Annotated in this window: 22 protein-coding genes and 1 pseudogene; 5 read left to right on the forward strand and 18 right to left on the reverse strand. The window is 62.2% G+C overall.

From position 1 onward, the window contains the following. Positions 1 to 148: 148 nt before the first annotated feature. The 9 genes from AC24YW_RS35445 to AC24YW_RS35485 all read right to left on the reverse strand — a co-directional run bounded on the left by AC24YW_RS35445 (position 149) and on the right by AC24YW_RS35485 (position 9,617). Complete coding sequence (locus tag AC24YW_RS35445; protein WP_487487044.1) at positions 149 to 1,477, reverse strand: MFS transporter; 1,329 nt, start codon at positions 1,475 to 1,477, stop codon at positions 149 to 151. Positions 1,478 to 1,609: 132 nt separating this feature from the next. Next, positions 1,610 to 2,035: a ribbon-helix-helix domain-containing protein gene (locus AC24YW_RS35450; RefSeq protein WP_225134410.1), complete on the reverse strand. Its 426-nt coding sequence runs from the start codon at positions 2,033 to 2,035 to the stop codon at positions 1,610 to 1,612. Between the two features lie 6 nt (positions 2,036 to 2,041). After that, positions 2,042 to 4,027, reverse strand: coding sequence for a conjugal transfer protein TraG (locus AC24YW_RS35455; protein WP_487487045.1), 1,986 nt, complete (start codon positions 4,025 to 4,027; stop codon positions 2,042 to 2,044). A 36-nt stretch (positions 4,028 to 4,063) separates the two neighbouring features. Further along, complete coding sequence (locus tag AC24YW_RS35460) at positions 4,064 to 5,827, reverse strand: relaxase/mobilization nuclease domain-containing protein (protein WP_225155234.1); 1,764 nt, start codon at positions 5,825 to 5,827, stop codon at positions 4,064 to 4,066. Between the two features lie 511 nt (positions 5,828 to 6,338). Then, positions 6,339 to 7,166, reverse strand: a complete 828-nt coding sequence (locus tag AC24YW_RS35465; RefSeq protein ID WP_487487095.1) for a lytic transglycosylase domain-containing protein — start codon at positions 7,164 to 7,166, stop codon at positions 6,339 to 6,341. 2 nt (positions 7,167 to 7,168) lie between these two features. Continuing rightward, positions 7,169 to 7,681, reverse strand: a complete 513-nt coding sequence (locus AC24YW_RS35470; RefSeq protein WP_225155232.1) for a S26 family signal peptidase — start codon at positions 7,679 to 7,681, stop codon at positions 7,169 to 7,171. Then, positions 7,678 to 8,142 carry a DUF2840 domain-containing protein gene (locus AC24YW_RS35475; protein WP_271596695.1) on the reverse strand — a complete coding sequence of 155 codons (465 nt, stop codon included), beginning with the start codon at positions 8,140 to 8,142 and terminating at the stop codon, positions 7,678 to 7,680. Before AC24YW_RS35475 ends, AC24YW_RS35470 begins: the two co-directional genes overlap by 4 nt. Before the next feature lie 289 nt (positions 8,143 to 8,431). Then, a complete protein-coding gene (locus AC24YW_RS35480; protein WP_225155230.1) occupies positions 8,432 to 9,313 on the reverse strand; it encodes a replication initiator protein A in 882 nt (293 codons plus the stop codon). A gap of 22 nt (positions 9,314 to 9,335) precedes the next feature. Next, positions 9,336 to 9,617, reverse strand: a complete 282-nt coding sequence (locus AC24YW_RS35485) for a helix-turn-helix transcriptional regulator (RefSeq protein WP_036006809.1) — start codon at positions 9,615 to 9,617, stop codon at positions 9,336 to 9,338. A gap of 190 nt (positions 9,618 to 9,807) precedes the next feature. Here AC24YW_RS35485 and AC24YW_RS35490 point away from each other — a divergent pair, with 190 nt between their 5' ends. Both AC24YW_RS35490 and AC24YW_RS35495 read left to right on the forward strand, forming a co-directional pair. After that, positions 9,808 to 10,176: a hypothetical protein gene (locus AC24YW_RS35490; RefSeq protein ID WP_487487046.1), complete on the forward strand. Its 369-nt coding sequence runs from the start codon at positions 9,808 to 9,810 to the stop codon at positions 10,174 to 10,176. 44 nt (positions 10,177 to 10,220) lie between these two features. Next, positions 10,221 to 10,463, forward strand: a complete 243-nt coding sequence (locus tag AC24YW_RS35495) for a hypothetical protein (RefSeq protein WP_487487047.1) — start codon at positions 10,221 to 10,223, stop codon at positions 10,461 to 10,463. Positions 10,464 to 10,666: 203 nt separating this feature from the next. Here AC24YW_RS35495 and AC24YW_RS35500 read toward each other — a convergent pair whose 3' ends face one another. The 7 genes and pseudogenes from AC24YW_RS35500 to AC24YW_RS35530 all read right to left on the reverse strand — a co-directional run bounded on the left by AC24YW_RS35500 (position 10,667) and on the right by AC24YW_RS35530 (position 20,843). After that, positions 10,667 to 10,987, reverse strand: a complete 321-nt coding sequence (locus tag AC24YW_RS35500) for a DUF736 domain-containing protein (protein ID WP_036006807.1) — start codon at positions 10,985 to 10,987, stop codon at positions 10,667 to 10,669. A gap of 500 nt (positions 10,988 to 11,487) precedes the next feature. Next, complete coding sequence (locus AC24YW_RS35505; RefSeq protein ID WP_271596696.1) at positions 11,488 to 12,018, reverse strand: hypothetical protein; 531 nt, start codon at positions 12,016 to 12,018, stop codon at positions 11,488 to 11,490. A 139-nt stretch (positions 12,019 to 12,157) separates the two neighbouring features. Next, positions 12,158 to 13,081: a DUF2493 domain-containing protein gene (locus tag AC24YW_RS35510; RefSeq protein WP_439403494.1), complete on the reverse strand. Its 924-nt coding sequence runs from the start codon at positions 13,079 to 13,081 to the stop codon at positions 12,158 to 12,160. Positions 13,082 to 13,409: 328 nt separating this feature from the next. Further along, complete coding sequence (locus AC24YW_RS35515) at positions 13,410 to 14,471, reverse strand: DUF7146 domain-containing protein (protein WP_487487048.1); 1,062 nt, start codon at positions 14,469 to 14,471, stop codon at positions 13,410 to 13,412. Continuing rightward, a complete protein-coding gene (locus tag AC24YW_RS35520; RefSeq protein WP_487487049.1) occupies positions 14,471 to 17,488 on the reverse strand; it encodes a strawberry notch-like NTP hydrolase domain-containing protein in 3,018 nt (1,005 codons plus the stop codon). Before AC24YW_RS35520 ends, AC24YW_RS35515 begins: the two co-directional genes overlap by 1 nt. A gap of 180 nt (positions 17,489 to 17,668) precedes the next feature. Continuing rightward, positions 17,669 to 19,783: pseudogene (locus AC24YW_RS35525) on the reverse strand (ParB/RepB/Spo0J family partition protein). A 97-nt stretch (positions 19,784 to 19,880) separates the two neighbouring features. Next, positions 19,881 to 20,843 carry an ArdC family protein gene (locus AC24YW_RS35530; protein WP_487487050.1) on the reverse strand — a complete coding sequence of 321 codons (963 nt, stop codon included), beginning with the start codon at positions 20,841 to 20,843 and terminating at the stop codon, positions 19,881 to 19,883. A gap of 1,399 nt (positions 20,844 to 22,242) precedes the next feature. Between AC24YW_RS35530 and AC24YW_RS35535 the strand changes: the two genes are divergently transcribed. Then, positions 22,243 to 22,521, forward strand: a complete 279-nt coding sequence (locus AC24YW_RS35535; RefSeq protein WP_487487051.1) for a hypothetical protein — start codon at positions 22,243 to 22,245, stop codon at positions 22,519 to 22,521. A gap of 25 nt (positions 22,522 to 22,546) precedes the next feature. Here the strand turns inward: AC24YW_RS35535 and AC24YW_RS35540 are convergent, their stop codons facing one another. Then, positions 22,547 to 22,735, reverse strand: a complete 189-nt coding sequence (locus tag AC24YW_RS35540; RefSeq protein WP_128931710.1) for a DUF3606 domain-containing protein — start codon at positions 22,733 to 22,735, stop codon at positions 22,547 to 22,549. Positions 22,736 to 22,858: 123 nt separating this feature from the next. On the opposite strand from AC24YW_RS35540, the gene ligD reads away from it, so the two are divergent. Both ligD and AC24YW_RS35550 read left to right on the forward strand, forming a co-directional pair. Next, complete coding sequence (ligD, locus tag AC24YW_RS35545) at positions 22,859 to 23,761, forward strand: non-homologous end-joining DNA ligase (RefSeq protein WP_487487096.1); 903 nt, start codon at positions 22,859 to 22,861, stop codon at positions 23,759 to 23,761. After that, positions 23,761 to 23,928 (forward strand): hypothetical protein, encoded by a 168-nt coding sequence (locus tag AC24YW_RS35550; RefSeq protein WP_487487052.1) that lies wholly within the window; start codon positions 23,761 to 23,763, stop codon positions 23,926 to 23,928. The genes ligD and AC24YW_RS35550 overlap by 1 nt, the downstream gene beginning before the upstream one ends. A gap of 58 nt (positions 23,929 to 23,986) precedes the next feature. On the opposite strand, the gene AC24YW_RS35555 is transcribed toward AC24YW_RS35550, so the two are convergent. Continuing rightward, a complete protein-coding gene (locus tag AC24YW_RS35555) occupies positions 23,987 to 24,604 on the reverse strand; it encodes a cell envelope biogenesis protein TolA (protein ID WP_487487053.1) in 618 nt (205 codons plus the stop codon). Between the last annotated feature and the right edge of the window lie 7 nt (positions 24,605 to 24,611).

Consider the following 24,611-nt stretch of genomic DNA (forward strand, 5'->3'; position numbering starts at 1 on the left):
AGGACGCCCAAAGCGCGTCCTCAGATGGGGATGATTAGAAAAAGCACCAGTGGACTTGGCGCAACAAGCGCTTTGCGTGATCGTAGGCTAGCGTAGAAAAAGAAAGACTGAGAACCCATGTTTGAGGCCTACTTAATCGGCCGGCAGCTCACCACTCCGCATCGTCATCCGCAGGCAGGAGGATGATCGAATCCTCATACAACCCAACCGACTCGACGGCTCGGGAATCATCAGCCGGCTTGAAGACGAGGATTGAACTCATCCACGGAGTGATGGATCGGCGCCCGGGCAGCGCGAACCAGGCCAACGCCGCGATCTGCAGCGCTAGGTTGAGACCGAAAGCGACTTGATAGGCCTGGAGCGGCCGATGGCCATCGTTCGCCGACCATTGCTCCAGGATAAGACCTGTCGCGTATTGTGCCAGAAAAGCCCAACCAAAGTGCAAGACGTTCAAGGCGCCGTTGGCACGACCGGCAAGTTGCGGCGGAAAGTAATCCGCTATCACCGCGAAGCTGACCACAGTCGCCGTGCCGGCAATTGCGACAACGGACCAGGGCAGGATGGACGGCAGAGGCACTCGCAGGATCAAAGCTAGCTGCGCTGCGACAAACAGCACCGCAACCGTCGCTAACACCGTCTCCGCCCTGATTCCTCTTTGCTTGACGTAGTGGACGGTCATCCCGAACAACAAGGCGCCGCAGCTCAAGACGATCGACATTATGAACAGCTGTCTCACGAGACTTGTGCGATCAAGCCCCTCCACGTCGGTCAGCCACGGTGATGCCCACAGTCCTTGCAGAGACCAGGCTGATCCAACGCAAGTCGCCGAAAATGGGGCCACTCGCCAGAAGCGACGATCGGCAAAAACGGAGCCAAGGGTGGCGCGCGGTGTTGGTGGGACAATGACCCGCTCAGGCACGACGACATAGATGAGAATGGCCGTCGCTCCGGTAGCGGCCGCCAGAGTTTCAAAGAGCTGCCGCCATCCCATCCAGGCGAGCAGGTGTTCGACGGGGACCGTAGCGGTCACCGCTCCTAGCGATCCCAGCATGACCATATAGCCGTTCAGCAGGGCAACTCGCTCCCTGGGGAACCAGATGATGATGGACTTCAGTCCAGCAGTCAGCGCTGCAGCGACACCAAGCCCGACCATTGCACGGGCGATCAAAAGGGACAGGAAGCCGGTCGATACTGCGAACAGTCCGGCGCCCACTGCTGCGAGCAAGAGCAAAACACTCTGGACGCGACGCGGACCAAAGCGGTCCAACAATATGCCGACTGGGATCTGCGCCGCCGCAAAAACGAGGAAATAGACCGAGGTAAGCAACCCGAGGTCGGCAGCCCCAACCCCGGCATCAGAGCTGAGATGACTGGCGATCAAAGCGTTGATCGTTCGAAACAGATACGAAAGATAATATCCGACCGCAAACGGGAGAAATACGCGCGCGGTGAGTCGCCATGCCCCTGAAATCTGCATGCTGGCCCCCTTTCTGTCGGCTCGTGCAAGCCGATAGCGTGACCAGCTTTGCGCGGTTCGGCTAAATCGCTGCGGTCGTAGGCTGGCGTAGAAAAAGAAGGGTCGGCGCGTTTGCGCATCCATGACGCTCGGTCAGGATTCGTCGACCGGTTCCTGACGGCGGATATCTTCCGGAATCTCGCGGAGAAAGCTTTGCCCCTTTTGCAGGCGGCGCCCGAGTGCCTCGACAAATCCTTCAAACCGCTCCCGGCCTTTTACTTGCGCGGCCGCCTGCGCGTCATTCGGTAGTGGCGGCGTGATCGTCAGCCAGAACCGTATGAAGAGCGCCAGGCTTTCGGCCGTCAAACCCACGTCGCGCTCCAACCTCTGCATCTGACGCGACAGCCGATCGAGGCGCCGGGCGTACGCTGCCTCCCGCCTGTCCGCTCCGTCGGGTGAAAGAAAGGAGGCGACCGCAGCTTCCACGATGGCAGACCGGGAAAGCTTCTTGCGATCGGCGAGCTCCGAGATCTGTTTCAGCAGCTCTGGCGGAAAATAGACGTTCATCCGATCGCGCATATTGCCTCAGAGCTCCATACCGTCATTCGGATCCATGGCGACTTGACTGGCGACACCGCGCATCTGTTCGCGTATAAACCGGGACCGGCGGACCGCGGCCTCGTCGTCGTCAAGAACGGCGGCAAATTCCTCCGCCGGCGTTGGTTCGGTCGTTTCCTTGGCGATCGCGACGTGGTCGGGTAGTTCGGGCTCGCGACGGAGCCCGCTATTCGCGGTATCTTCGTCTGCTTGTCCTCTGTTGGTTGGAAGGAACGCTGGCTTGAGCGCTCCAAGTGTTGACCATCCGTCCGTTCGCCGTGATCGGCCGGACGCCTCGGGATCGGGCGGGGGCAGAACGCGCTCGGTAAACCGCCGATCCTCGTAGTAGCGGACCTTCTTCGCCCGGATCGGCGCCGTGCCCGCCACCATGACGATCTCGTCTGTCGGCGGAAGCTGCATGACTTCGCCTGGGGTCAGCAGAGGCCTTGCCGTTTCCTGGCGCGAGACCATCAGGTGCCCGAGCCATGGGTTCAACCTGTGGCCGGCATAGTTCTTCATCGCCCGCATCTCGGTCGCCGTACCAAGGGCGTCCGACACCCGCTTGGCGGTGCGCTCGTCGTTGGTCGCGAAGCTAACGCGGACGTGACAGTTGTCGAGGATGGCGTTGTTGGGCCCGTAGGCCTTCTCGATCTGGTTGAGCGATTGCGCGATCAAGAAACTCTTGATGCCATACCCCGCCATAAAGGCGAGCGCGGACTCGAAGAAATCAAGCCGGCCCAGTGCCGGGAACTCGTCGAGCATCATCAAGACTCGATGCCGGCGGTCACGAGCGTGCAAGTCCTCGGTGAGACGCCGGCCGATCTGGTTCAGCACCAGACGGATCAATGGTTTGGTCCTAGAGATGTCGGAAGGCGGCACCACCAGGTAAAGCGTCGTCGGGCCTTTATCCGCAATCAGATCGGCGATCCGCCAGTCGCAGCGGCAGGTCACCTGGGCTACGACCGGATCGCGGTAAAGACCCAGGAACGACATTGCGGTGGACAGGACGCCCGAGCGCTCATTCTCGGATTTGTTGAGGAGCTCACGCGCGGTCGAGGCGACCACGGGATGAGCGCCCTGCTCGCCGAGGTGCGATGTGGTCATCATCGCCCTCAACGTCGCGTCGATCGGCCGCTTCGGATCGGAGAGGAAAGCCGCGACGCCGGCCAAGGTCTTGTCCTCCTCGGCATAGAGAACATGGAGTATGGCGCCGACCAGAAGCGCATGACTGGTCTTCTCCCAATGGTTCCGCTTGTCGAGCGAGCCTTCGGGGTCGACCAGGACGTCGGCGACATTCTGGACGTCGCGGACCTCCCACTCCCCGCGCCGGACCTCCAGCAGCGGGTTGTAGGCTGAAGACTTTGGGTTGGTTGGATCGAACAACAGGACGCGGCCGTGCCGCGAGCGGAAACCCGCGGTCAGCTGCCAGTTTTCGCCCTTGATGTCATGCACGATGGCCGAGCCTGGCCAAGCCAGCAGGGACGGGACGACAAGACCGACGCCTTTGCCGGACCGGGTTGGTGCAAAACACAACACGTGCTCCGGCCCGTGATGGCGGAGGTAGTCGCGATCGAGCTTGCCCAGCACCACGCCATCCGGACCAAGAAGTCCGGCCGCTCGGACCTCTTCCGCACCAGCCCAACGCGCTGAACCATAGGTCTCGACATTTTTCCCTTCACGCGCGCGCCACACCGACATGGCGATCGCCACCGCGATCGAAACGGCGGTCCCTGATGCTGCGATGAAGGCGCCCTCGACAAAGACCTGCGGCGCATAGGCATCGTAGACGAACCACCACCAGAAGAAGATCGGCGGATAGTAGATCTTGAAGCCGAACAGCTCGAACCAGGGCCGCCCAAGCTCGGGCTGGTAGGCAAGTCGCCAGGCCGTCCACTCGGTTGCTCCCCAGATGGCCAGCAAGACGATCAGGCCGACAACGATCAGCTGACCCCAGAGGATTTTGGTTCCGGACATTCCTAGCGCCCTTCCGCAACTGAATTGGCGAGATACCTAGAGGCCGAGGTCGCGCTTCCGACCAAAACCCCATTCGATGCCACCGCCGTCTTTCACGACACCGGTGACGTGTTGGCCAAGCTTGTTCTCGAGTTCGCGCGACCACGGCACGAGTTGGAAGCCGAGCCCGTTATCGATCATAGCGAAGCGTCCCGAGGTGAGCGTCACCCGCTGGCGGTACGTGCCCGCCACATGCTCCCCGGACGCGTCGTTCACATGAGGAAGGCCGGTGTCGGCCGAGATTTTTGAAGCCACCTCGTCCAGCTCGCGTCGGCGCAACGTGTTCAGGAGGTCGCGCCGCAAGATGAGGCGCTGGCCCTGCCGCTGCGCCAGGCCCTCCTGGATCAGATGCTCGGTACGGGCTTTCATGGCGTCGCGGGTCTCTCGGCCGAATCCGCCCATGGCAAGCGGCATGGGGTCGCGTTCGACCAGCCTGTGGTCGAGCCAGGTTGCTCCCCTCGCAGTGATCTGCTCACCAAGATCGAGGTCGGAACGGGTTGCGAGCACCACGGTCGGCCGCGGATCGCCGGCTTGACCGAAGCGTCGGACTTCAACGATGCCGCCGGCCGGCGGAGCATGTTCGAAAGCCTCTAGGCCTCGAAAGCGCACATGGTGCGCCAGTCCGTCTGTTCCGTCGATCAGGACATAGGCCTCGCCGGTCAGTTCGTCATGCAGTCCACGGTCGACCAGTCGTCCGATAATCTGGGATGCCGGCTGTCCAACCTCGATGACGAAATCGGCAACGCCGCGCGCTTCCCCACGCTCGGTAAAGGCCCTGTGCATGGTCTTGATGATGTCGCCGCGCATACCGAGGTCACGCAAGCTACGCTCGGCCTCGAGCCCGACCATCCATTCTCCCGGTAGGGCGGACGCGGCAAGGCCCATCTTCTCCAGGTGTTGAAGGCGACCGATCATCAGGCGCCGGATCTCGGAATCGGACTTGCCGGGATTCTCTGCGCGAAGATCGATATGGCCGGTCTCATCGGCCGCCAGCCGGATCTCCCGATCGAGCCGCGTCCATCGTTCCGCCGTGACTTCCCTCTCCAACGAATTCCGGATCTCGTGCTCCGGTTTTGGGCCCAGTTCGATGGCGACCAGTTCCTCAGCGCGCGAGCGCAGGCCCTTGCTGATATAGTCGCGAGAGATCACGAGATCCGCCCCTTCCTCATCTATCCCACGGACGAGAAGATGGACGTGAGGGTTGTCGGTATTCCAATGATCGACAGCCACCCAATCGAGCTGCGTGCCGAGGTCGGTCTCCATCTGCCTGGCGAGGTCGCGGGTAAACGCCTTCAGATCGGTCATGTCGCCGCCGTCCTCCGGCGAGACGATGAACCGGAAATGATGCCGGTCGTCCTTGCAGCGTTCTGCGAAAGCCGCGCTATCAGCGCGGTCGCCGCCGGCATCGAACATCTCGGCCCGCTCACCGCTCCGGGTCACGCCGTCGCGCTTCAGATATGAAAGGTGCGCGGTCAATGGTGCGGAACGGAACGCTCCGCCTTTGTGACGAACCACGCGCGCCTTCACCACAACGCGCCGCGTTGGATTGAACATTCTGGCGCGGCTAAAGGCCAGGCGCCCGCGGCCAAACGTCGAGTGCCCATAAGCCGTCGAGCGCCTGCCCACCACTGTCTGACCCGAGGTATGTCCTGCTTTCTTCGCCGCCCGCAGCACCTGATTGATGAAGCTCTTGGGCTTCGGCGCGCGGGTACTACGAATGCGTCCAGGCCGTATACGCAGGTCGCTGTCGCCCACGCTCACTACAGGGCCTCCCAACGATCAAAAGCACGAACGGTGCCGAAAACACCTTTGATTGCATTCGTAAAATTGCTAGGCGCGGCACGCGCCCCGACCGACCGGCACGCCAGAACCCAAGCCATGCCAATGGCTTGCGGTTCGACCGGCGAGCCCCTTTTATCTAGCCGTCCTGCCATCGCGTTCTCCTGGCTGCTGATTCCCAGGACCCAACGTCCAAGCCACCAGGCCCTCGGAAGGAGCGGCGATTTGCAACGTAATGCAGTTCGGGTCATTGCGGCGGATCCTCGAATAGCCCCCGCCCGAGCACGTCGGCTGACCGCCTCATTGCGAAAGAGCAGCAGCGACTTGGCAGCCGACTTGCGAAGCCCGAGTGCTTCTGAGCGCTTGCGATAGCGATCGTTACCCGAAGGGCCGAGACACCCGAAGGGTGGCTCGGTGAGGAGCGAAGCGACGAGTAGAGCGCGGGCCGAAGGCATCGCCCATACGCCGTCAGCTTGCGGACCCGCACACCTGATCATTGCGATGTTCCCGAACCCGATTGAGGGACGAACACGCCAATAGGCCGGGGGACCATGGGCGCATCGGGCGCCGAGATTGCCGTCATGACATCGCCCGGCGGCACGAGCGCCAGCAACTGACGGCGCGTTTTCATGAGATCGGGTCGCCTGACGAATAGCGTCCCAGCCTTTGATGAATGGCTGCTGGACGTCCACCTCGCCGGCAGGTCGATGGCAAGCAGATTTGTAAGCTTTGCGACGTATGCTCGCGTCTCTTCTGGCAGAGGGCCGCCTGCGAGATGCTCTTCATAGCGTGATGGTCCCACGTTGTACGCGGCAAACACGCCAGGCGAGCCATACCGATCGAGCAGTTCGCGCAAGTACGCCGTGCCGGCCAGAATGTTGTCGTGCGGGTCGTAGGGGTCGTTCCCGAGATTGTAGCGCTCGCGAAGTTCCGCCCAAGTCGCCGGCATGATTTGCATCAGGCCCATTGCGCCTTTTGGCGATCTGGCGTGCACATCACCAGAACTCTCGATGCTTTGGACTGATCGGATCCAGTTCGGCGCAATCGCAAAGCGTTGTGAGGCTTCATTGATGAAGCCGGCAAATGAGTGAGCGGTCTGACTGATCGCCGGCTGGGCGGCTGATCCACTCTGGGCCAAAGCCTCACCGTCGAACGCGGTCAGAAGAAGCATCAAGGGCACGACAGCACAAATGCGCGTGCCCAACCGACCCAACCACGCCGTCGGGCTCGCGCCGGTCTTGCAGACATCGATCGAGGCGGAGGAATGATCCCGCAATCGATCGAACAAGGGAATGGCGAGGAGAACACGTCGAATGCGCACGATCACTCCTCCCACGTCCACACCGGCATCGCATGGCCGATCACGCTAGACGCCGGAAGAAATCCAAAATACCGGCCATCAAGAGAGTCGTCCGACTGCCAGTTCATCAGAAACAGTTCGCCGTCGCCGACGACGCGGCAGCCCTGCCATCTCGGCAATGGCCGCCCGCGTCCGTCGCGATCCCTCGCCTCGCCCATTGCAATGTCGTCGACCGAAATCTTGAGGCCGGTTCTGCAAACACTCTGGCCGGGAAGAGCAAGCACGCGCTTCAGCATGGGTACGCCAATGGGCAAATAGCCGTTGAGGTCGAGGAAGGCCGCGAGCGGCTCCGGCGGCTGCACGGCGACCAATTCAGTGACTTGGAATTGGTCCGCCGGGCGGAGGCGGTAGAGACCGATCGGAACGCTCGCGGATGCGTTCCAGATGAAAAGCGGAAGCGGCTCCAGGACGATCGTCGCGACGAGCGCAGCAGCGGCCCCAATCATCATAGCCAGCATCATGAGGCGGCCTGTCATCGCATCACCTTTTGGCGATGAAGCCAGGCCCGGTGGCGTGCTTTCGTGTAGGACCGCGGGTTTTCGTTGACGGACAGACGGTTGTGAACGTGATGCCAATGATCAGGTGCGACATCAGCTGGATCGATGCCGAGCGCCTCGATGGCGTCGGTCATCTGCAGCACTCGCTCGACCTTCGGCCAACCAGCGAGCCGCAGCAAGATCTCCCCACCCGGCTTCACATACGGGATGGTCGAGCAGCGCTGTCCCGGTGCGACCGCGCGCAAGATGTCGATGCGCGAAATGATCGTCCCAAAGTCGTTTGAGGTCCATCGGACGAAGGCAAAGATGCTGCCGGGCGCAAATGACAGGACACGCCGGTGGCGATCAAGCTTCCGTTCCGCAACAACTCGACCGAACCGAATGCGGTTTTCGATACGCTTCTCAAGCCACAGAACTTCCACTTCCGTGAGATCGCTCATGCCGCGGCTCCCTGACGCTGGAGTTGGCAGCCGTAAGCATGGGGTTCGGCGAATAGCGTATGCGACTTGGAGAGCCAAACAGAACTGGCGGCCTGCTGCTGCCGATCGCCTCCAACGAGGTTTTCGGCCTGGTGGGTTAGAAGAAATCCGAAGGATTTCTGGTTAGTAAAGTTAGAGCGGCCGGAAAGCGAGGAGAAACAAGCTCTTAATCTCGATTCCGGTCCCCGATAGCACGAGGATCGGGTCCCCGATAGCACGAGGGTTGCGGTCCCCGATAGCACGAGCTGATTCACAGGTTGTCCTCCGAATTTGGAATGAGACCGCGCCGACGCAAGCGTGCCGTTAAGGGATGAACAGGCGTTGGCGCGAAGTTCAGCCGCTCGGTGCCATCAGGATCCCGTGTGAGCACGAGCTGATAGCCGGGCAATGTCTGGCGCTGAACGATCTGACGTACGTCGTAGGCAAAATGCTTGAGCGGCGAGAGGATGCCGGACTTGGCATGGAGGTGCACAAGGTCAAAACTCCAGCCGCCGTCCTGGCGCCCACCGTGCTTGCGCACTAGGCGGTAGAGCCACCGTTCAAGCCCGCCGGTCAGATCGAAATAGGCTCGATCAATCGTCAGCACGAGCGCGTCGTCGATGACGCCGGCGTAGAACCAATCCGGCAGGATCAGCTCGAGCCCGAATGGCCGGCCATTTGCATCCGCCGTCTCCTTCCACTCGTTGATCCAGGAGAAGCGATGGCGTCGCCGTTCTGCCGGTTGACGGATCGACGTCAGCACGGTCGTTGACTGAAGTCTGTCAAGACCAGCCTTCAGGCGGTCATAGTCACGTGCGCTGGTGCCGCGGCCCACAAACGTCAAAATCTCGTAAGGCGTTGCAGCCATCAGGCGCGACGTCTTCAAGCCAGTATCACGGGCTTGGACGATCTGGGACGCGGCCCAGATCAGAACGTCTGCGTCCCAGATCGTCGCCATGCCGTGTTCCGGCACGGCTTCGACACGAATTGAGATCGCACCCGCGCGGAAATCGATCGGCACAGTTCGCTTTGTTTTTGCAAGCGAGAAGAACGGATAGGCCATCAGATCCTGCGCATCGCGCGGCGCGAGATCGCCGGGCAGCGCCCGAAAGAGCTCAAGCAGCTCGCGCTCTGCATGGTGTTTGCGCCGCATAGTCACTGCTCTCACGCGGCTATCAGCGACGTTCCTGACCTGCATAGGGACGCAGGGCCGGATGCTTCTTGGCGGGCAGCACGGTCCCCTTGCCGGGATCCGATGTCGACGTCTTGGCGCCGAGATCGGCCCACGCTTTCAGGTCATCGACGGCGTAGACAACACGTCCGCCAATCTTACGATACGTCGGTCCAGTACCGTATGTGCGGTGCTTCTCCAGCGTGCGGCCGGACAGACCAAGGTAACGCGCGGCCTCTGGCGTACGCAGGAATCGCGGGGGGAGACCGGCCATCGGATCGGGCATTTGAGAACTCCAGGATGACAGCGCACTACGCTTGGCTAGGCCGGCGTGTGTGCGGTCATCATGGAGGAGCAGAACCTCGGAGGGGGATGCCGAATGTTGGGGGTGCGATTTTCGGCACTCTCGGGGACTGCGCTACTCATCCCTGCGCCCGGCCCAGGAGCAGCAGTTGCTTCTGCTTTTGCCTTGAGGATTGGAGAAGCGAATTCGAGAACTACTCGGCAAGGAAATCGTGCAGGAAAATTTGCGCGGATTTGCAATTGGTGACACGAGGTTCGCCGAATTTGAGCCTATCCTGAGGCCCATTTCATCGAGAGTAAACGGCTGGACTGATCGCCAGATTTCTCTGTTGGTTCATCTTCACGATCTTGGAGGTGATTACGCGGCGGAGCCTCGACATTGCCGCGTTGCCGACTTGCTGATTGAGGAATTGAGCGAGCGACAATGGATTGCCTCTATATGGCAACTGGCGGCGGATCCGCAGCTGAACGGATCGCCTACATCGTACTCGAAGACCCCGGAAACCGGCGAACACACGCCGATTGAGCAGAGGTCGTCGTGATGAGCAAACAGGGTATGGGTCGCCATGTTGAGCGTGAGACAGGAATGACGTTCGACAGATGGGTCCGACGGTTCCAGATGGCATGGCGTCGAGGGAATTGCGATCCGGCGTCCTATCATAGCTTTGCCGATAAACTCGGATATGAATCCGCCGCTGCCTTCTCGGCAATGTTCAAGAAGTATATGGGGCAGCCGCCGGGCCGAGATTTGAGTACCTTGAGATTCTCGGATCGGAGAGTAAAACTCATACCCGCTGGATTCCGGCCTCGCCTCCGGGAGGCGGGCTGATGATCCCGGAGGGACCAGACGCCGCTGCGGCGGGACCAAATCAGGGTGAAGCCCTCGCGGCCTTCGATCTTGACGGGCGAGGCGTAGATTGGGGGCCGCTAGGTTCGGATCGTTGAGCCTGACTGAGAGGTAAATCGCAAGCTGCCTCAGGCCAGCCGCGAAGACCCCGCCCGGCGGACCGGACGGGGCTTGGTGAGGCGCTCTTACTCGCCGCTCTTGCGTGGCCGCGACCAGAGGAGGGTGTAGCCTTCACCGCTCTCGTCATCGAACAGGTTGGCGTAGATCGGAGCGTTGAAGGAAGGATCGTCGAGCTTGAGCGAGAGGTAGTCCCGGCCCTCCTCGGAGCGCTTCGACCAGGCCGCGCCGATCTCCGCGCGACCCACATAGATGCGGTGGCTGGGAGCGTTGTCGTTGGAGCGGTTGGTCTCGGCGACGATGCGGACGCCCTTGGCCTGCAGGCTCAGGGTGACGATCTCGCCCTGGAAATCGTTGCCGACCTTCTTGAAGGAACCGATGTTAGCCATGTCACTTCTCCTGTTGTGTTTCGAGCCCGCGACCATCGCGGCCTCGATGGCGATCTGCAGGCCGAAGACGATCGGCGACGCACCCGCTCGCGGGCCGGAGCGGAGCGGAGGACGCCGTTGTGGCGACTTTCTTGTCTCGCGAGGAATGGGCGAAGCCCAGGGGAAGAAAGTCGCATCAACGGCGTTGCGGCTCAGACGATCGAGGCGAAGCCGGTCTTCGGCCAGATCCAGCCATCAACGAGGCCACGTGCGTCCGCGTGCTGAACCGCAATCTCGGGAGAAGACATGGCTTATCTCGGTTTTGCTGAACAAGAGGTTCGAACGATTCAGCGCAGAAAAAGAAACAATTTGCTGCAAAGGGCGGTATCGTCTCCCAGCAACGGAGCTAGGCAACACGGCTCCGCCGCGGCTGCGTGGGCCAAACCCAAATGCCGGCGGCTTTGATCGAGTAGTTCCGAGGAGGACTGGCCCCCCGCGCTCAGGGCTCGATCATCCCCCGTTCAGCGCGCCGATTTATGCGAACCTGTCGACGACGAAGGCGGTAAACGGTCATCCCTCGGGCCTTCCGGCCGTAAGAACTGGTTAGACGGACTCTCCATCACTCCACCCGGCTCGAGCGGGCGGGTCTTCGCCAGAACGATCAAGCGCGTCCATGACGTGACCCCAATGCAAACCGCGCCCAGGCAAACGAAGACCTCACGCCAAGCCAACGAAGGCACCCCGATCTGGGACACGGCGAACACCACATGATAGCCGGCCACGGCGGCGGGAATAGCAAATGCTGTTGCGATCGCGATGCGCAAAGCCAAGGACCGGGTAATCGCGACGGCGGCCTGACCGAAGGCAAGCGTCAACGCGCCACCGGCCGTTCCGATAAGCAGCGCACCGACCACGCCGGCACCATTCTGAAACGCCGTTATTCCGATACTGAGAGCGACGAAAAACGGCAGGGCATACACAGCGAGCGCAAAGATCGCCCAGCAGAAGAAGCCGATGCCGAGTGTGTTGAGAACGAGCCCAAGGGCAAGCATAGTGGTGGCTCCATATGCATAGATCTGACAGTCGCGCCTTCCACCACCACCACGGCGCAATTTTCGATATGGAGCCGAAACGAGGCAGAGTTGCGGCGCATGCAACTCCGCGTTCACGCCGGAGGCGAGAAGGCAGCGCTCACGCGCCGCCGAACCTCCAGACGGGGATGCCGAGCCGCTTCGCTTTGTCTGCCAGGTTGTCCTGGATTCCCGTGCCCGGGAAGTGCATGACGCCGATCGGCAGGAGTTCGAGCATGGCGTCGTTGCGCTTGAATGGGGCTGCCTTGGCGTGCTTTGTCCAGTCAGGCTTGAATGCGATCTGAGGCACCTTGCGGTTGCTTGCCCATTTCGAGGCGATAAGCTCCGCACCTTTGGGCGAGCCGCCATGGAGCAGGACCATGTCGGGATGCTTGGCGTAGACCTTGTCGAGGCGGTCCCAGATGAGGTGGTGGTCATTGAAGTCGAGCCCGCCGGTAAGTGCGATTTTCGGTCCTGCCGGCAACAAGACCTCGGTTTCAGCGCGACGCTTGGCTGCGATGAAGTCGCGTGAGTCGATCATCGCGGCGGTCAGCGTGCGGTGATTCACCAGCGATCCCGATCGAGGGCGCCAGGGCGAGCCGGTGTGCGTCTCGAAGCGTTCGATGGCCTGGTCGCGGAAGAGCTCCAGGCAGTTGCGTCGCTCGATCAAGGTGATGCCTTCGGCCGTCAAGCGCTCGAGTTCGACTGATCGAACCTCGGAGCCATTCTGCTCGCGTTGGCTCTTTTGCTGCGCCTGTTCGTTGTCGTCGAGATCGCGCTCGACGCGATCGACGGCTCGATGGAACAGGTTGACTGTCGACCAGAGCAGATCGCCCAGGTCCGGCTCGAGCCGCGTGTCGCTCAGTGTTGCGACCAGGGCGTCGAAGATGTCGGCGACGGCGCCCGCGATGATCTTAGCCTCGGGAAGTAGCCGTGGATCGGGCTGATCGTCGAAGGGACGATAGCCGAAGAGCTGTAGTTCGGTGAGGACGTGGTCAGTTGGAGAAGAGCCGTGCTGCGGTTCAATGTCGTCGTGGTCGGTCATGGAAGGACCCTTTGCCGGATCGGCCGCGCCCATCGCGGCCTTCGTGGCGATCACTCAGACGGCGGGCGGAGCGGGCCAGAACCCGCAAGGGCCGTAGCGGCAGCGGAGGATGGCGGAGGCCGGCTATTTTGCTTCGCGATGCAAAGCGCGCCGGTTTGAGGCTGTTACGTATGCTTATCGCCGGCGCGCGGCGGAAAATAGCCGGGCGTAGCCATTGCCGGCCCGGTCCGCTTGCCGTCCGATCGCCCTCTAGAAGGCCGAGGTCGCACCTCTTCCGGGCAATGGCCTTCGTTATGACCGAGCTATCAACGTCGATCGAAGCACCAGCCTATTCTGCGGCGACCATCGACGAATGCAGGAAACGGACGACGTCCTCTGGCACGAGTTGAAGCCGCAATGCTGCTCGGAGGGTCTCGAGACCGAAGATGTGCAGATCTTCGTTGAAGTCGCCCAGCCGGGGCGACAATGCGATCGCTTCAATGCCGGCGGCTTCTGCGCGCTGGGTGAGAATAGCCTGTACGGCATCTCCGGTGGCATCGGCGTCGCGGGCGATATAGAGCCGACGCAGGCCAGACGGCAGCAACATGGCTGAGAGGTGATTGGCCGAGAGCGCCGCAGCCATGGGCATAGTCGGCAGCACGTAGCGCAATGAAAGCATGGTCTCGATCCCCTCGCCCGCGGCGAGCACGTCGTCCGCCACGCCGAAGCGAACGGCGTTGCGGAGCAGGTCGCCCATGGCCCGTCGTGGCGTATCGATCGGGGCCTTGCCGAGCCGCACGCGATCAAAGCCGTGTGGATCTAGCCAGGTGCGATGCACGCCGGTGATCCGTCCATCGAGGTCCGTGACAGAGGCTATCATCGCCGGCCACGTTTCGGTCGACGAATGCTCGTCCGGTCTATAGTAGCAGCGAGGATGGAAGCGCAAGCTGCCACCATGGTTGATGCAAGTAATTCCGCGACGCTGCAAGTACGCTTCGGCTAATGTCCCTTCAATCGAGCTGGATATCGCAAAGAGCCGACGAGCGGTTTCCTGCGATCCGACCGGCGCGACTGAACGAACGGGTTTCTGAGCGAATTTCTTTTCTGAACGAGGCAGCTTTAGAAACCGCCTCGCTTCCTCGGCGACCTCACGAAAGTCTCGCAAGGTCATACTTTCGCGGATGATGTCGAGGAGATCACCATGTTCGCCGGTTGCAGCATCGGTCCACTTGCCGGCGGCGCCCTTCGTCGATTCGTGCAGCCGTACGAACAACGAGCGGCCCGGCGTGTTGTGGACGTCGCCGACCAGCCAGTACCGCCCCGCCCGTTTGCCATTCGAAAGATAGTGTCGGCACACCGCCTCAGCCTCGCGCGAGAGGCGGCGTGCCAGTTCGGAAGCATCGCGGGACATCAGGCGGCCTCCCGCTCGCTGATGCGCGCTACCGGATACGTGTCGAGCACCCTGGACAGGACCTCCACGCCGCTCGTGTCCGTGGGCACGAACATGCGCAGCTTCCAAGAGATGATCTCCCCAAAGAGGCCGTAAGCCCGCAGGCGATCGCGCATCGTGTCGTTGAAGCCCGACAGCTCGATGCGGTAGGCCCCCATCACCCTAACGCGGCGAAGCTGGAGATCCTCCCCGAGGTCGAGGACGGTTCGTCCGTCCATCAGCGCGGCAAAGGCAGCGTCCGGCGTGAGCGAAGGCGCGTCCGCCGCAAGGACGTTTACGACCCACGTGGCAGAAACCTTGCTTCCGATGACGCGTTCGCCCGCATCGTTCTGGAGCCGATAGACGCGGGTCGATTCGTTCGGCAACCGTTTCCAGATGGGTAACAGCAATCCCGCAGCGACGTGGATCGTGCTCTCCGTGAACTCGGGCACCTCGGCAAGCTCCGCCAGCCACGCCGCGGCAAAACGTTCGCGATCCGCTTCAACCCAATGGCTCTCCGCCATCATGTTCAAGGGGACCTGGTGCTGCTCCATAGGCCGGATCAGACGGATGCGGCGCTCGATCTCGCCGTTGTCGAGCATGATGCTCGGGGCCGGAATCTGCACGGCGGCCCTTCCCGAACGCTCGTTGATCAGCAGGACAGCATGATTAGAAAGACGAGCAAGGGCGTCATCCAAACCAACAGGATGGTTACGCTCGCGCTGCACGATGGTGAGCAGCCGCGTCTCGGCACCTGTGCGCGGATGGACACAGATCGTCCGCCGGTCAGTGACGACGAAGCTTTCGGCGCGAAGCGTTTCCAGATCGAGGTCGTAGGTGCCGGACGAAACAGCGCCCTTGATCCGAGCGGTCAAAAGCTGCTCGAAGGCAGTGAACAGGACATTCTGCAGGCCGATGGTGAGCGCCAACAGCCTGTTCAGGAACGTCGTGATCGGTGGCAGGTCATCCCTGAGCCCATTGGCATCTGCGCCGGCCCATAGACCAAGGCGTTGCGCATAAGCGAGGTTGTGGACCGTGGTGGCGCCCGTCGCCGACACATAAACCACGCGAGAATTGGGCAAGGCATGCTGGAGCCTCAGGCCCGCGCGCCCCTGCTGGGAGGCCGCCTGGTCGCCGCGCTCGCCTTTGCCGCCGGCCGCATTCTGCATGGCATGGCTCTCGTCGAACACGATCACTCCGTCGAAGTCGGAGCCCAACCATTCAACGATCTGCCTGACGCGTGAAAGCTTCTCGCCACGCTCGTCGGTGCGTAGCGTGGCGTAGGTGGCAAAAAGGATGCCTTCCGAAAGCCGGATCGGTGTGCCCTGACGAAACCGGGACAGAGGCGTGACGAGCAGTCGCTCCATGCCGAGCGCGGACCAGTCGCGCTGGGCATCTTCGATCAGCTTGTCGGATTTGCTGATCCAGACCGCACGGCGGCGGCCCTTGAGCCAATTGTCGAGAAGGATCCCGGCGACCTGCCGTCCCTTGCCCGCGCCCGTACCATCGCCCAAGAACCAGCCGCGGCGAAAGCGGACGGCATTCTCGGCCTCGTCGCGCGCGGCGGCCACAACATCAAACGTCGTATCGACCGTCCAGGAGCCCGCCAGGAATTGGGAATGCGCCTCGCCGGCATAAATGACGCTCTCGATCTGGGCGTCCGACAGAACTCCATCTGCCACCAGACTTGAAGGCAGATGCAGACGGTAGGACGGCTTCGGCGGCGCAACGGATGCCATCGCCGCCGACTGCACGAGCTTGGTCGGATGTGTGCACGATCCGGGAATACGGATCGACTGCAATCCGTACTCCTCATAGAGCGCATCGGTGAGGCGGACTCCTTCCGGCGGCGACCATTTGACGGCCTCGTACGCAAGTTCCATACCTTCCGGCGCGTTCCGCGAAGTCGACGAGGGGCTTGGTGCAATGGTGCCGGCCGATCGGAGCATCGCAGGGCGCCTAACGATGTCGGCCACGACCGGCACTGCGACGGGCAGCCTCGCTGGCACATACTGGGTCACCCAATTGAGCAAGGTGGCGACATCGCCGGCCATGCCTTGCGAGGCGGGAAAAGCGTTCGGATCGGCGGCGGGCAGCTTGTCGATAACGAGCAGCCTCGTGTCCCTCTGGGTGCCGTGCTTGGCGTAGACGGCGCCGTCGATCGCGGCAGAAAACACGACCCGCCCGCGCTCCTGGAGGCGAACAAAGGCCTGTAGCCGCGTAAGGTTATCCGGCGCAGGGCCCATGGCGACGAGGCGTCCACCGTCGCAAAGGCGCGCCAGCGCCGAAGCGATGTGCCGGAAAGCCGCGTCCGCCATCCGTCGATCGACATCGGCCACAGCGGAGAACGTCGGGTTCATCAGAACGACGCTCGGTACGCCCCCCGCGTCGAGATGATCATCAATCTGTGCGGCGTCGAACCGCGTGACCTCAACGTTGGCGAACAGATGATCGAGCAGCGCCGCGCGGCCTTCGTTCAACTCGTTCAACATCAGAGAGCCGCCGGCGAGCTCGGCCAGGATGGCGAGCAAGCCCGTCCCAGCGGATGGCTCCAGAACGCGGTCGGCAGGCGTAATGCCGGCTGCGGTGCATGCGGCCAGCCCAAGCGGGATCGGCGTCGAAAATTGCTGGAGCGCCTGACTGTCCTCGGAGCGCCGCGTATGGGTCGGCAGACAGCTCGCGATTCTCGCGAGCATTGGCAGCATGGCAGCCGTCGAGCCAGCCTTGGCGCGCATGGCCGGACCGAACTTGCGAAGGAAGAGAACGGTTGCCGCCTCGCAGACGTCATACGCGGTCTTCCAGTTCCAGGCGCCGGCCGCATCCGAGGCGCCGAAGGCCGCTTCCATGGCGCCACGCAGGACGGCGGCATCAATGCGACGGCCGCGTTCGAGATCAGTCAAGAGCTGTCGGGCGGCCTTGATAGCAGCAGAGGTGAGAGTAGCAGCGGCATGCATCGAGAGCGGCGCGGCGGCAGCGCCGCCCGCGAGAGATTCGGTCATGACAGGATTCTTTCGGAGAGCGGGAACGGGTCGAACCATCGGGCGCTCTCCTTTGACCTAACGGCTCAAACCCTTCCCGGCCCGGCTCTCCCTCTCAGCGCTCGCTCATAAAAAATGGGGACCGGCGTTACACCCGGTCCCCAAGCAACTGCGGAATGGCCGGAGCCATCCCGTTCTGTGTCACTCAGCCGCATCGAGCTGCGGGTCGTCGCCGGCGTTCTCCCGATCCTCATCGTCGGCGAGGAATTCCGGCAGCGGACCTGCTTCGTCCTCCTTGCCCCACCGGTGCTGATCGGGATCAACGAGACGCAGCGGCTCCGGCAACCAGCCTGAGCCGTCCAGAAGGCGCTCGGCCTCCTTGGCCATGTCGGCCTTCTTCAGATGGTCGATCAGTTGCGCCGACGACTCGCCCTTGACTTCCCTCACCGCCTCGAGAATTCGCGGCCTGGTGACCCGGCCGAGATAGTTGTCGACGGTCGGCCGCCAGCCAGCCTGCACCATGTCGAGCCCGATCGCGCGCGCCAGCACATCCGCTTGGTCGGGACGGGCGCGGACACCGTGAGCGCAGACACGGCCCTGATTGTAGCGATTGGCCGGCTCATAGACGGCATTGACCGTAAATGATGCACAGTGGGCGAACAGCGACGCCTGTGCACCACCATCGAGAGCCGTCAGCGTATCCCAGAGATCGTTCTCGCTCTTCGGCAACCGTGCCTTCCAGGCCTCATGCCGCGCCTCGACGGCCTTGGCGGAGACGCTTTCTCTCAGCCCCGGAGCTTGAGTTGGAAAGTTCGGCGTGCGGAGGCCGATCTCGAGACAGCTTCCGGATGACGCGAACCGGTAAAAAGCCGTCAGCACGAAATTATGCAGCACCGCCTGGAAAGCGATCGCAGGATTTTCTGCCAGTGCATCCCGCAATGCCAGCGTACGATGCGCCGTCAGCTCGGTGATCAGCCGATCCGGCAGAGGGCCTGGCCGCATACTCATCATCTTCTTCAGCATCGGGAGCACTACCCGCGACCGCGATCACCGTGCGCTGGACGGACGCGCCCTCTTCTTGACCTTCGGTCGACAACGCACCGGCGTCGTGCCCGACGTCGCAATCTGTTGCCGACACCTCGTCCTCTGGCCGGACGTAACCCCGGTCCACGGAGGGGCGCCCCTCGGAATCGATGCTGATGGAGACACCAGCTCGGGCGATCTCGGTCGGATCGTAGTGCATCGGCCGGTTTTCGAATGCCGACAGTGCCGCCTCGATTTCGCCGAGACGCTGGTCGATTTCGTCGGGCAGCTCGTCTACATCCTGATAATCGGTTTCCAGCTTGGCTTGCTCGGCGTTCAGGGCATCGATGGTGGCCTGCTCCTCAGGCGAGAGATCGACAGGTTTGCCCTCGATTTCTCGTAGCCCTTGAGTGTGACCGTAAGAGAACTCTACGGCGACCGAGATCCACTTCCAGCCTTCGGCCGAGATCGTCTCAGCTTCGCGCTTTGAGCTTTTCGGTCACGAGGCGGTCGAGCAACACGACGTCCTGAAGCCAGCCGCCGTCGTCGTGCTCGAACAAATCCCGCAGAACGCCGCCACCCGCGTGCTGATAGGTATCGAGGCCCACAAACTGCGCCCGGTGATCGGACCCGCGCAACGGTCTTTTCAGTGAGCAGGCGGCGGATCTGGCAAGGCTCGTCATAACCGGAACGGCTTACGTTCTGCCAGACTTGCTCCTGGTGGGCGTGATCGGCTGTGACCGAGAACGCCATGAGCTGCTCGAGCGTCATGCCGTCTTCGGCATAGACCTCATGCAGCTTCGGCGACACCGACGCCAGCCGCAGCCGCTGCTTCACGATCGCAGGGTTCACGAAGTGCCGGGCGGCGATGTCTTCCTCGCTCATGCCGAGGTCGCGGAGCGTCTGGAAGGCCCGAAACTGATCGAGTGGATGCAGGCCGACCCGCTCGTCGTTCTCCGCCACCGAATCGTCCGCGGCGATGCCCGCTTCACGAACGACGCACGGCACCGCCTGCGTCTTGGACATCCGCTTCTGTTTCACCAGGAGCTCGAGAGCGCGATAGCGCCTGCCGCCCGCCGGCACCTCGAACATGCCGGTCTCGTGGCCATCTGCGTCAACAACGACCCGGACGCTCAGACTTTGCAGAAGCGTACGCTGCGCGATGCTCTCGGCTAGCTGCTCGATCGAGACGCCCGCCTTGACGCGGCGAACGTTCGACTGGCTGAGCACGAGCTTGTTGAACGGAATGTCCCGGGAAGGCGACAGCGTGATCTTTTGTACGGCTTTCGTCATTTCGGCTCTCCACGACGGGCGGCCGTGAGACTCTCTCTCGGCTTCCAACCCGTCGCGAACAGCCATCCCTCCTCTCACTCTCGCGCGAGGCCGAGCATCACGCCGGCTCGCGATCGGCGACAGCCGAATCCAGCGACGCCGGCTCAACGGGCCTGGGAATGAAGTCGAGCAAATAGTCCGCAGCCTTGCTCGCCTGCGAAGCGGCATGCACGATGGCCCGATTGTCTTCGCGCAGGACTTCAAGCCAGGAGCCGATATAGTCGGCATGGCGCACAGTCGGGACGATCCCGAGCGAGGCGCAGCTGAATGCGGAGCTCAACTCGGCCACCAGTTCTTCGAAGGCATATTTCTTCGTACCGTAGGATCCGCTCTGGTCGCGGTTGAGACGCGAGGGATGCCCGGTCGCATGACCGAGCTCATGCAACGCCGTGCGGTGCCAGTTGATGGGTTCGAAATAGGCCTGCGGCGGCGGGACCTGAACATAGTCTTCGGCTGTTGCGTAGAATGCGCGATCTCCACCGATCCGAAACGGAATTCCGCTGGCCTTGATCAGGGCTTCGACCGTGGGTTCGATGAGGCCAGCCGGCGGTGGCGGCGCAGCGGTGGCAATCCCATCGGGCAGATCTTCGCACTGGTCGGTGTTGAAAACGGTAAATCGTTTGAGGAATGGAATCGCCTGCGCGTCTTCGCCGGTCTCGGCGGCGCGTCGCTTTTCGTCATTCGGCACGAAACGATCCGCGTAGACAACAGTGGTGCCGCGCTCTCCCTTGCGAACGTGACCACCAAGCGAGAGCGCCTGACGAAATGTGAGCCAACTTTGACCGGCAAATCCGCGTTCAATCACGGCTCCCCAGAGGACGAGGATGTTAACGCCACTGTATTGCCGGTTGGTCGTCGCATTTTTCGGCATGGCCAGCGGCGCTTTCGCCGCGGCCGTACCCCAGGGCTGAACCCAGGGGACGCGTCCGGCCTCAAGCTCGGCAATGATCTTGTCGGTAATTTCGTTATAGAGGGTTGCCCGGTCCTGGCCGGCGCGCGCGCGAACAGTAGTGTTTGACATCGCGGGTCTCCGCGAAGGGCGCCGCGAGCCTCTCTCGCAACTTCTAACCCGTCACGGAAAAACGAGCCTGCACTCTTACTCTCAGCCCTTGCGCCATCTACCGAGGGCCTCATTCGCGATCAGGCGTGCGCCCAAGGGCGCATCGCCGCAACGGAAAATGGCACCCGGAGAGCGTGAGCATAGCGACCCGAAGAGGCACGCGGGTCCGAGTGCAACGACGAGACCGGTTCAATAGCGGCACCCGGGAACGGGGCAGTGATAGCGATCGCCGCAGGCGAGCCCCTTTCCCGAGTGCCCCCGGCGAGGAGCACCAAAGCTCTAGCGCGAGGGATCAAAGCCGCAAGGCCGAGACGCTGCGCGGCTCGGTTCACGAGAGCCCGGTGCGGCCCTGGCCGCACGCGCCAAAACCTGAGCGAACGTGATGCAGGCAATGAATACGAGAACCGCCCGACATTCTCACAGAGTCTCACAATTGTGGAAGAGAGGCCTGTGGGCGGAGCGACAGCGAAGACCACTCGCGGACGCGGCGAAAGAGGCACCCGCAGGAGGGTCAGCATAGCGCCGACGCGTAGCGGCGGGACCCGGGACCGAGTGCAGTCGCGAGACCGGTTAAAAAGGCACCCGACTCGAAGGGCAGTGATAGCGACGCCGGCATGCAATGACTGCGGGCCCGAGGGCGAGTGCCTCCGGCGAGCGACTCAATGCGGATTTGCATCTCCTTGGTATCAATCTTGCTTTTGTGATATCGTCTCACTCGTGTGCATGTCTATGCACGGCGTGGGCATGTTCACTGAGAGCCAATTCTTACAGAGGACGACATGGCCAAGAAAGCGAAGAAGGCAAAGAAGACCGCGAAGGCAGCTACCAAGAAGGTGGCAAAGAAGACTTCAAAGAAAAAGAAGTAGTCATATCGGCTGCTGATCTATTCCGCCTCCGGGTCGAAACCCGGAAGAAGAGCGAGACCTCCCAAAGGATATGAAGCGTCCTTTGCAGCCATTTGGTATCGCGGCAAGCTGAGATAACGCCGGACCTTTGTGCAGGTGGCTGCTGCATAAAGGTCCGGTTTTTCGTTTCTGCCCCGCGAGGGCGTGATCTGGTCGTGCGCGAGGGATCGAAGCCGCAAGGCCGAGACGCTACGCGGCTCGGTTCACGAGAGCCCGGTGCGGGGGCAGCCGCACGTGCTAAACGGAAAAGGAGCAACCACCTGAGTTTGGACGTCTGAAGTATCGGAAAAACGGTTTCTTCAGTTCGTTCTTGCCCACCCTAGCACCTGGCCGGGCGGAAAAATTCGGCCTTCGAAAAACCACGAGATCCCACGATCCCGAATCCCCCTCGTGTGTTAGCGATAGGGAACGTCTGCGGGACTAAACGATTCGTCTCAGCGTGGGAGAACCTTTCAATGCTGATGACCAAGCAGAGACGGCCGGCGATCCGTACCCTGCGCGGATGGGCGATCCAAGTGCTCCAGGAAGCCGGCGCCATCCGCGAGTGCGAGGAGCACGGTTGGATGCAGGACCGCGCCGATCCACATGCACGAGAGCGCGCCTTCGATATCGCCCGTCAGGACCCGCCAGCAGACGTATCCCGTGACGCAGCGGAGGCCGCGGTTCGCGACGTGCTGGACTCGATTGGTGATACCTGCCCAGAATGCCCCCCTGACGAGGAGGACCGACGCTAAGCTTCGACGCTAACCCGTCTCCTACTCAGCGGCCTAACCGTTTCTCGACCCGCTTGCGCGCGTTGCCGACCTTTTTGACGGCCTTTTTCACCGCCGGCGCCGACCTTCCCGTCTTCTTCGCCTCGTACTGCACCTCGTAGTCCTGCCCGCCGGCCACCCGTGCCCGGTCCTGCTTGCGTCCGCGGGACGTCTTCGACTTCTTCGCTGCCGCCATGGATACCTCCTGTTCGTGGCGTCGAAGCAACGCGACAAGGATTCGGCGGTTCCGGAACGATTCGATCTGTGCCAATTTGAATCGCCTGTAGCGTGGAGTTCTTCAGCGGCGTTTCAGCGTAAAATGCCGGCGGCTATTGGCGTCAAGGCGCCTTTCCCCGGCTTCATCGAACCGGCCCTGGCCACCTCGATCGAAAAGGTGCCGTCCGGAGAGCGCTGGATTCACGAAATCAAGTTCGACGGCTACCGTGTTCAGGTCCATCTGGCCAACGAGACCGCGAAGATCTTCACCCGGCGCGGCCACGATTGGACGCATCGCTTCAAGAAGGTCGCTCATGATGCCTGGCGGATCAAGGCGGACTCGGCGGTGGTGGACGGCGAGATCGTGGTACCTGCCGCCGACGGCACGACCGACTTCTCGGTTCTGCAGAACGAGCTCAAGGGCAAGTCGAAGAGCATCGTGCTCGTCGCGTTCGATCTGCTCTATCTGAACGGCCGAGATATCCGGAAGCTACCGCTCCTTCAGCGCAAAGCCGAACTCAAGAAGATCTTAGGCGGTACCGACATCCAGTTCAGCGAAAGCTTCGAGATAGACGGCCGCGAGATGTTCACGCACGCCTGCAAGCTCGGCCTCGAAGGCGTCGTCTCGAAGGTCCGGGGCAGCGCCTATCCGACGGGACGCACAAATGATTGGGTCAAGAAGACCTGCGTACAGCGTGAGACGTTGACCATTGCCGGCTTCGCACTCGATGGGACGAAGTGGGACGGCATCTACGTCGGCCGGCGCAAGGGCGACGATCTGGTCTACGCCGGCAAAGTTGACCACGGCTTCGATAAGGCCTCCGCCGCCGATCTGCAGAAACGGCTTAGACCCCTCATCCGGAAGACCCAGCCTTATACCAAGCGCATCGCTCACAAGGGCATCTGGGTTGAACCCAAGCTTCTGGCCGAGATCGAGTATCGCGCGAAGTCGGCCGAGGGAAAGGTTCGCCACCCCTTCTTTCGGGGCCTGCGGGAGGACCTGTGATGGATGCGTTCGATAGCTTCTGGCAGTGGGCGAACAAGCCCCCCGAAAGTCCGCTGACGATTCCGGCCGAGCTGCATCAAGCGGTCATGGAGCTCGCTCCCGAGGACCGAGGGGACCGCACCAAGGTGAACCGAGCCGCAGCGCGCGCACCAGACCCCGAACGATGATCGCTTGACGGCAACCCTTGCCTTCCCTCGGTGCCGCCGAGCAAGAACTGCCAAGAAACTAACTCCGCGCACGCTGCAGCGCAGCTTCCAATCGCTCCCTCGCCCTATTCCAGCGATCGTCTTCGGTTTGCGATCTCTTCGCGAGAGCCTCAACTTCGGCCTGGATGGCGGCAGACCGCTTCGCGTGCTCCTGCTCCGCCTTGTCCAGCGCAGCCTGCGCCTTGTCGACCGCCTGCTGACGGCGCTCACGCTCTTTCTGCCTGGCGGCCTCTTCCCTCGCCCGTTCACTCTCCCGGCGCCTCTCCTCTCGTTCGTAGGCAAGCGCGGCCTTTCGCTCTGCCGCCTTGTCGACCGGACGCGAGGAAGGCTTCTTCGCAAAATGGCCCTTCGATTTGCGGGCGGCTTTTGTCGATCTTCTGTCCCCGCCGAGATCGGAGGGCAGTTCGGCTTGCTCGCTGAAGGATCGGTCGGATCCGACAGGGCGCTTGAGAACGACGCCAGGCTTCTTCATGGCCGCAGCGATGACGTCCGGATCGTCGCTTTCCTTCGCCGCGCCCTGGTGGAAGAGATTGCTGTTGGCGCCCCAGGCGTCGAGGGCCGCTTTCATCGAGGGGGCGGCGATCGCCAGATCGAAGAAGCCCAGCGAAGTCTGAAAGGTTTTCAGTTTTCTCGCCATCGGTCTG

The sequence above is a fragment of the Bradyrhizobium sp. USDA3516 genome (genome assembly GCF_057651995.1).

Bases quoted from the DNA above. Each gene is read 5' to 3' on its own strand.
- AC24YW_RS35540 (WP_128931710.1), bottom strand. From the start codon at position 22,735: ATGGCGGCAGCGAAGAAGTCGAAGACGTCCCGCGGACGCAAGCAGGAC.
- AC24YW_RS35470 (WP_225155232.1), bottom strand. From the start codon at position 7,681: ATGACAGGCCGCCTCATGATGCTGGCTATGATGATTGGGGCCGCTGCT.
- AC24YW_RS35500 (WP_036006807.1), bottom strand. From the start codon at position 10,987: ATGGCTAACATCGGTTCCTTCAAGAAGGTCGGCAACGATTTCCAGGGC.
- AC24YW_RS35530 (WP_487487050.1), bottom strand. From the start codon at position 20,843: ATGTCAAACACTACTGTTCGCGCGCGCGCCGGCCAGGACCGGGCAACC.
- AC24YW_RS35535 (WP_487487051.1), top strand. From the start codon at position 22,243: ATGCTGATGACCAAGCAGAGACGGCCGGCGATCCGTACCCTGCGCGGA.
- AC24YW_RS35550 (WP_487487052.1), top strand. From the start codon at position 23,761: ATGGATGCGTTCGATAGCTTCTGGCAGTGGGCGAACAAGCCCCCCGAA.
- AC24YW_RS35495 (WP_487487047.1), top strand. From the start codon at position 10,221: ATGACGTTCGACAGATGGGTCCGACGGTTCCAGATGGCATGGCGTCGA.
- AC24YW_RS35475 (WP_271596695.1), bottom strand. From the start codon at position 8,142: ATGAGCGATCTCACGGAAGTGGAAGTTCTGTGGCTTGAGAAGCGTATC.
- AC24YW_RS35555 (WP_487487053.1), bottom strand. From the start codon at position 24,604: ATGGCGAGAAAACTGAAAACCTTTCAGACTTCGCTGGGCTTCTTCGAT.
- AC24YW_RS35455 (WP_487487045.1), bottom strand. From the start codon at position 4,027: ATGTCCGGAACCAAAATCCTCTGGGGTCAGCTGATCGTTGTCGGCCTG.
- AC24YW_RS35485 (WP_036006809.1), bottom strand. From the start codon at position 9,617: ATGCCCGATCCGATGGCCGGTCTCCCCCCGCGATTCCTGCGTACGCCA.
- ligD (WP_487487096.1), top strand. From the start codon at position 22,859: ATGCCGGCGGCTATTGGCGTCAAGGCGCCTTTCCCCGGCTTCATCGAA.
- AC24YW_RS35480 (WP_225155230.1), bottom strand. From the start codon at position 9,313: ATGCGGCGCAAACACCATGCAGAGCGCGAGCTGCTTGAGCTCTTTCGG.
- AC24YW_RS35450 (WP_225134410.1), bottom strand. From the start codon at position 2,035: ATGCGCGATCGGATGAACGTCTATTTTCCGCCAGAGCTGCTGAAACAG.
- AC24YW_RS35520 (WP_487487049.1), bottom strand. From the start codon at position 17,488: ATGACCGAATCTCTCGCGGGCGGCGCTGCCGCCGCGCCGCTCTCGATG.
- AC24YW_RS35445 (WP_487487044.1), bottom strand. From the start codon at position 1,477: ATGCAGATTTCAGGGGCATGGCGACTCACCGCGCGCGTATTTCTCCCG.
- AC24YW_RS35505 (WP_271596696.1), bottom strand. From the start codon at position 12,018: ATGCTTGCCCTTGGGCTCGTTCTCAACACACTCGGCATCGGCTTCTTC.
- AC24YW_RS35515 (WP_487487048.1), bottom strand. From the start codon at position 14,471: ATGTCCCGCGATGCTTCCGAACTGGCACGCCGCCTCTCGCGCGAGGCT.
- AC24YW_RS35510 (WP_439403494.1), bottom strand. From the start codon at position 13,081: ATGACCGACCACGACGACATTGAACCGCAGCACGGCTCTTCTCCAACT.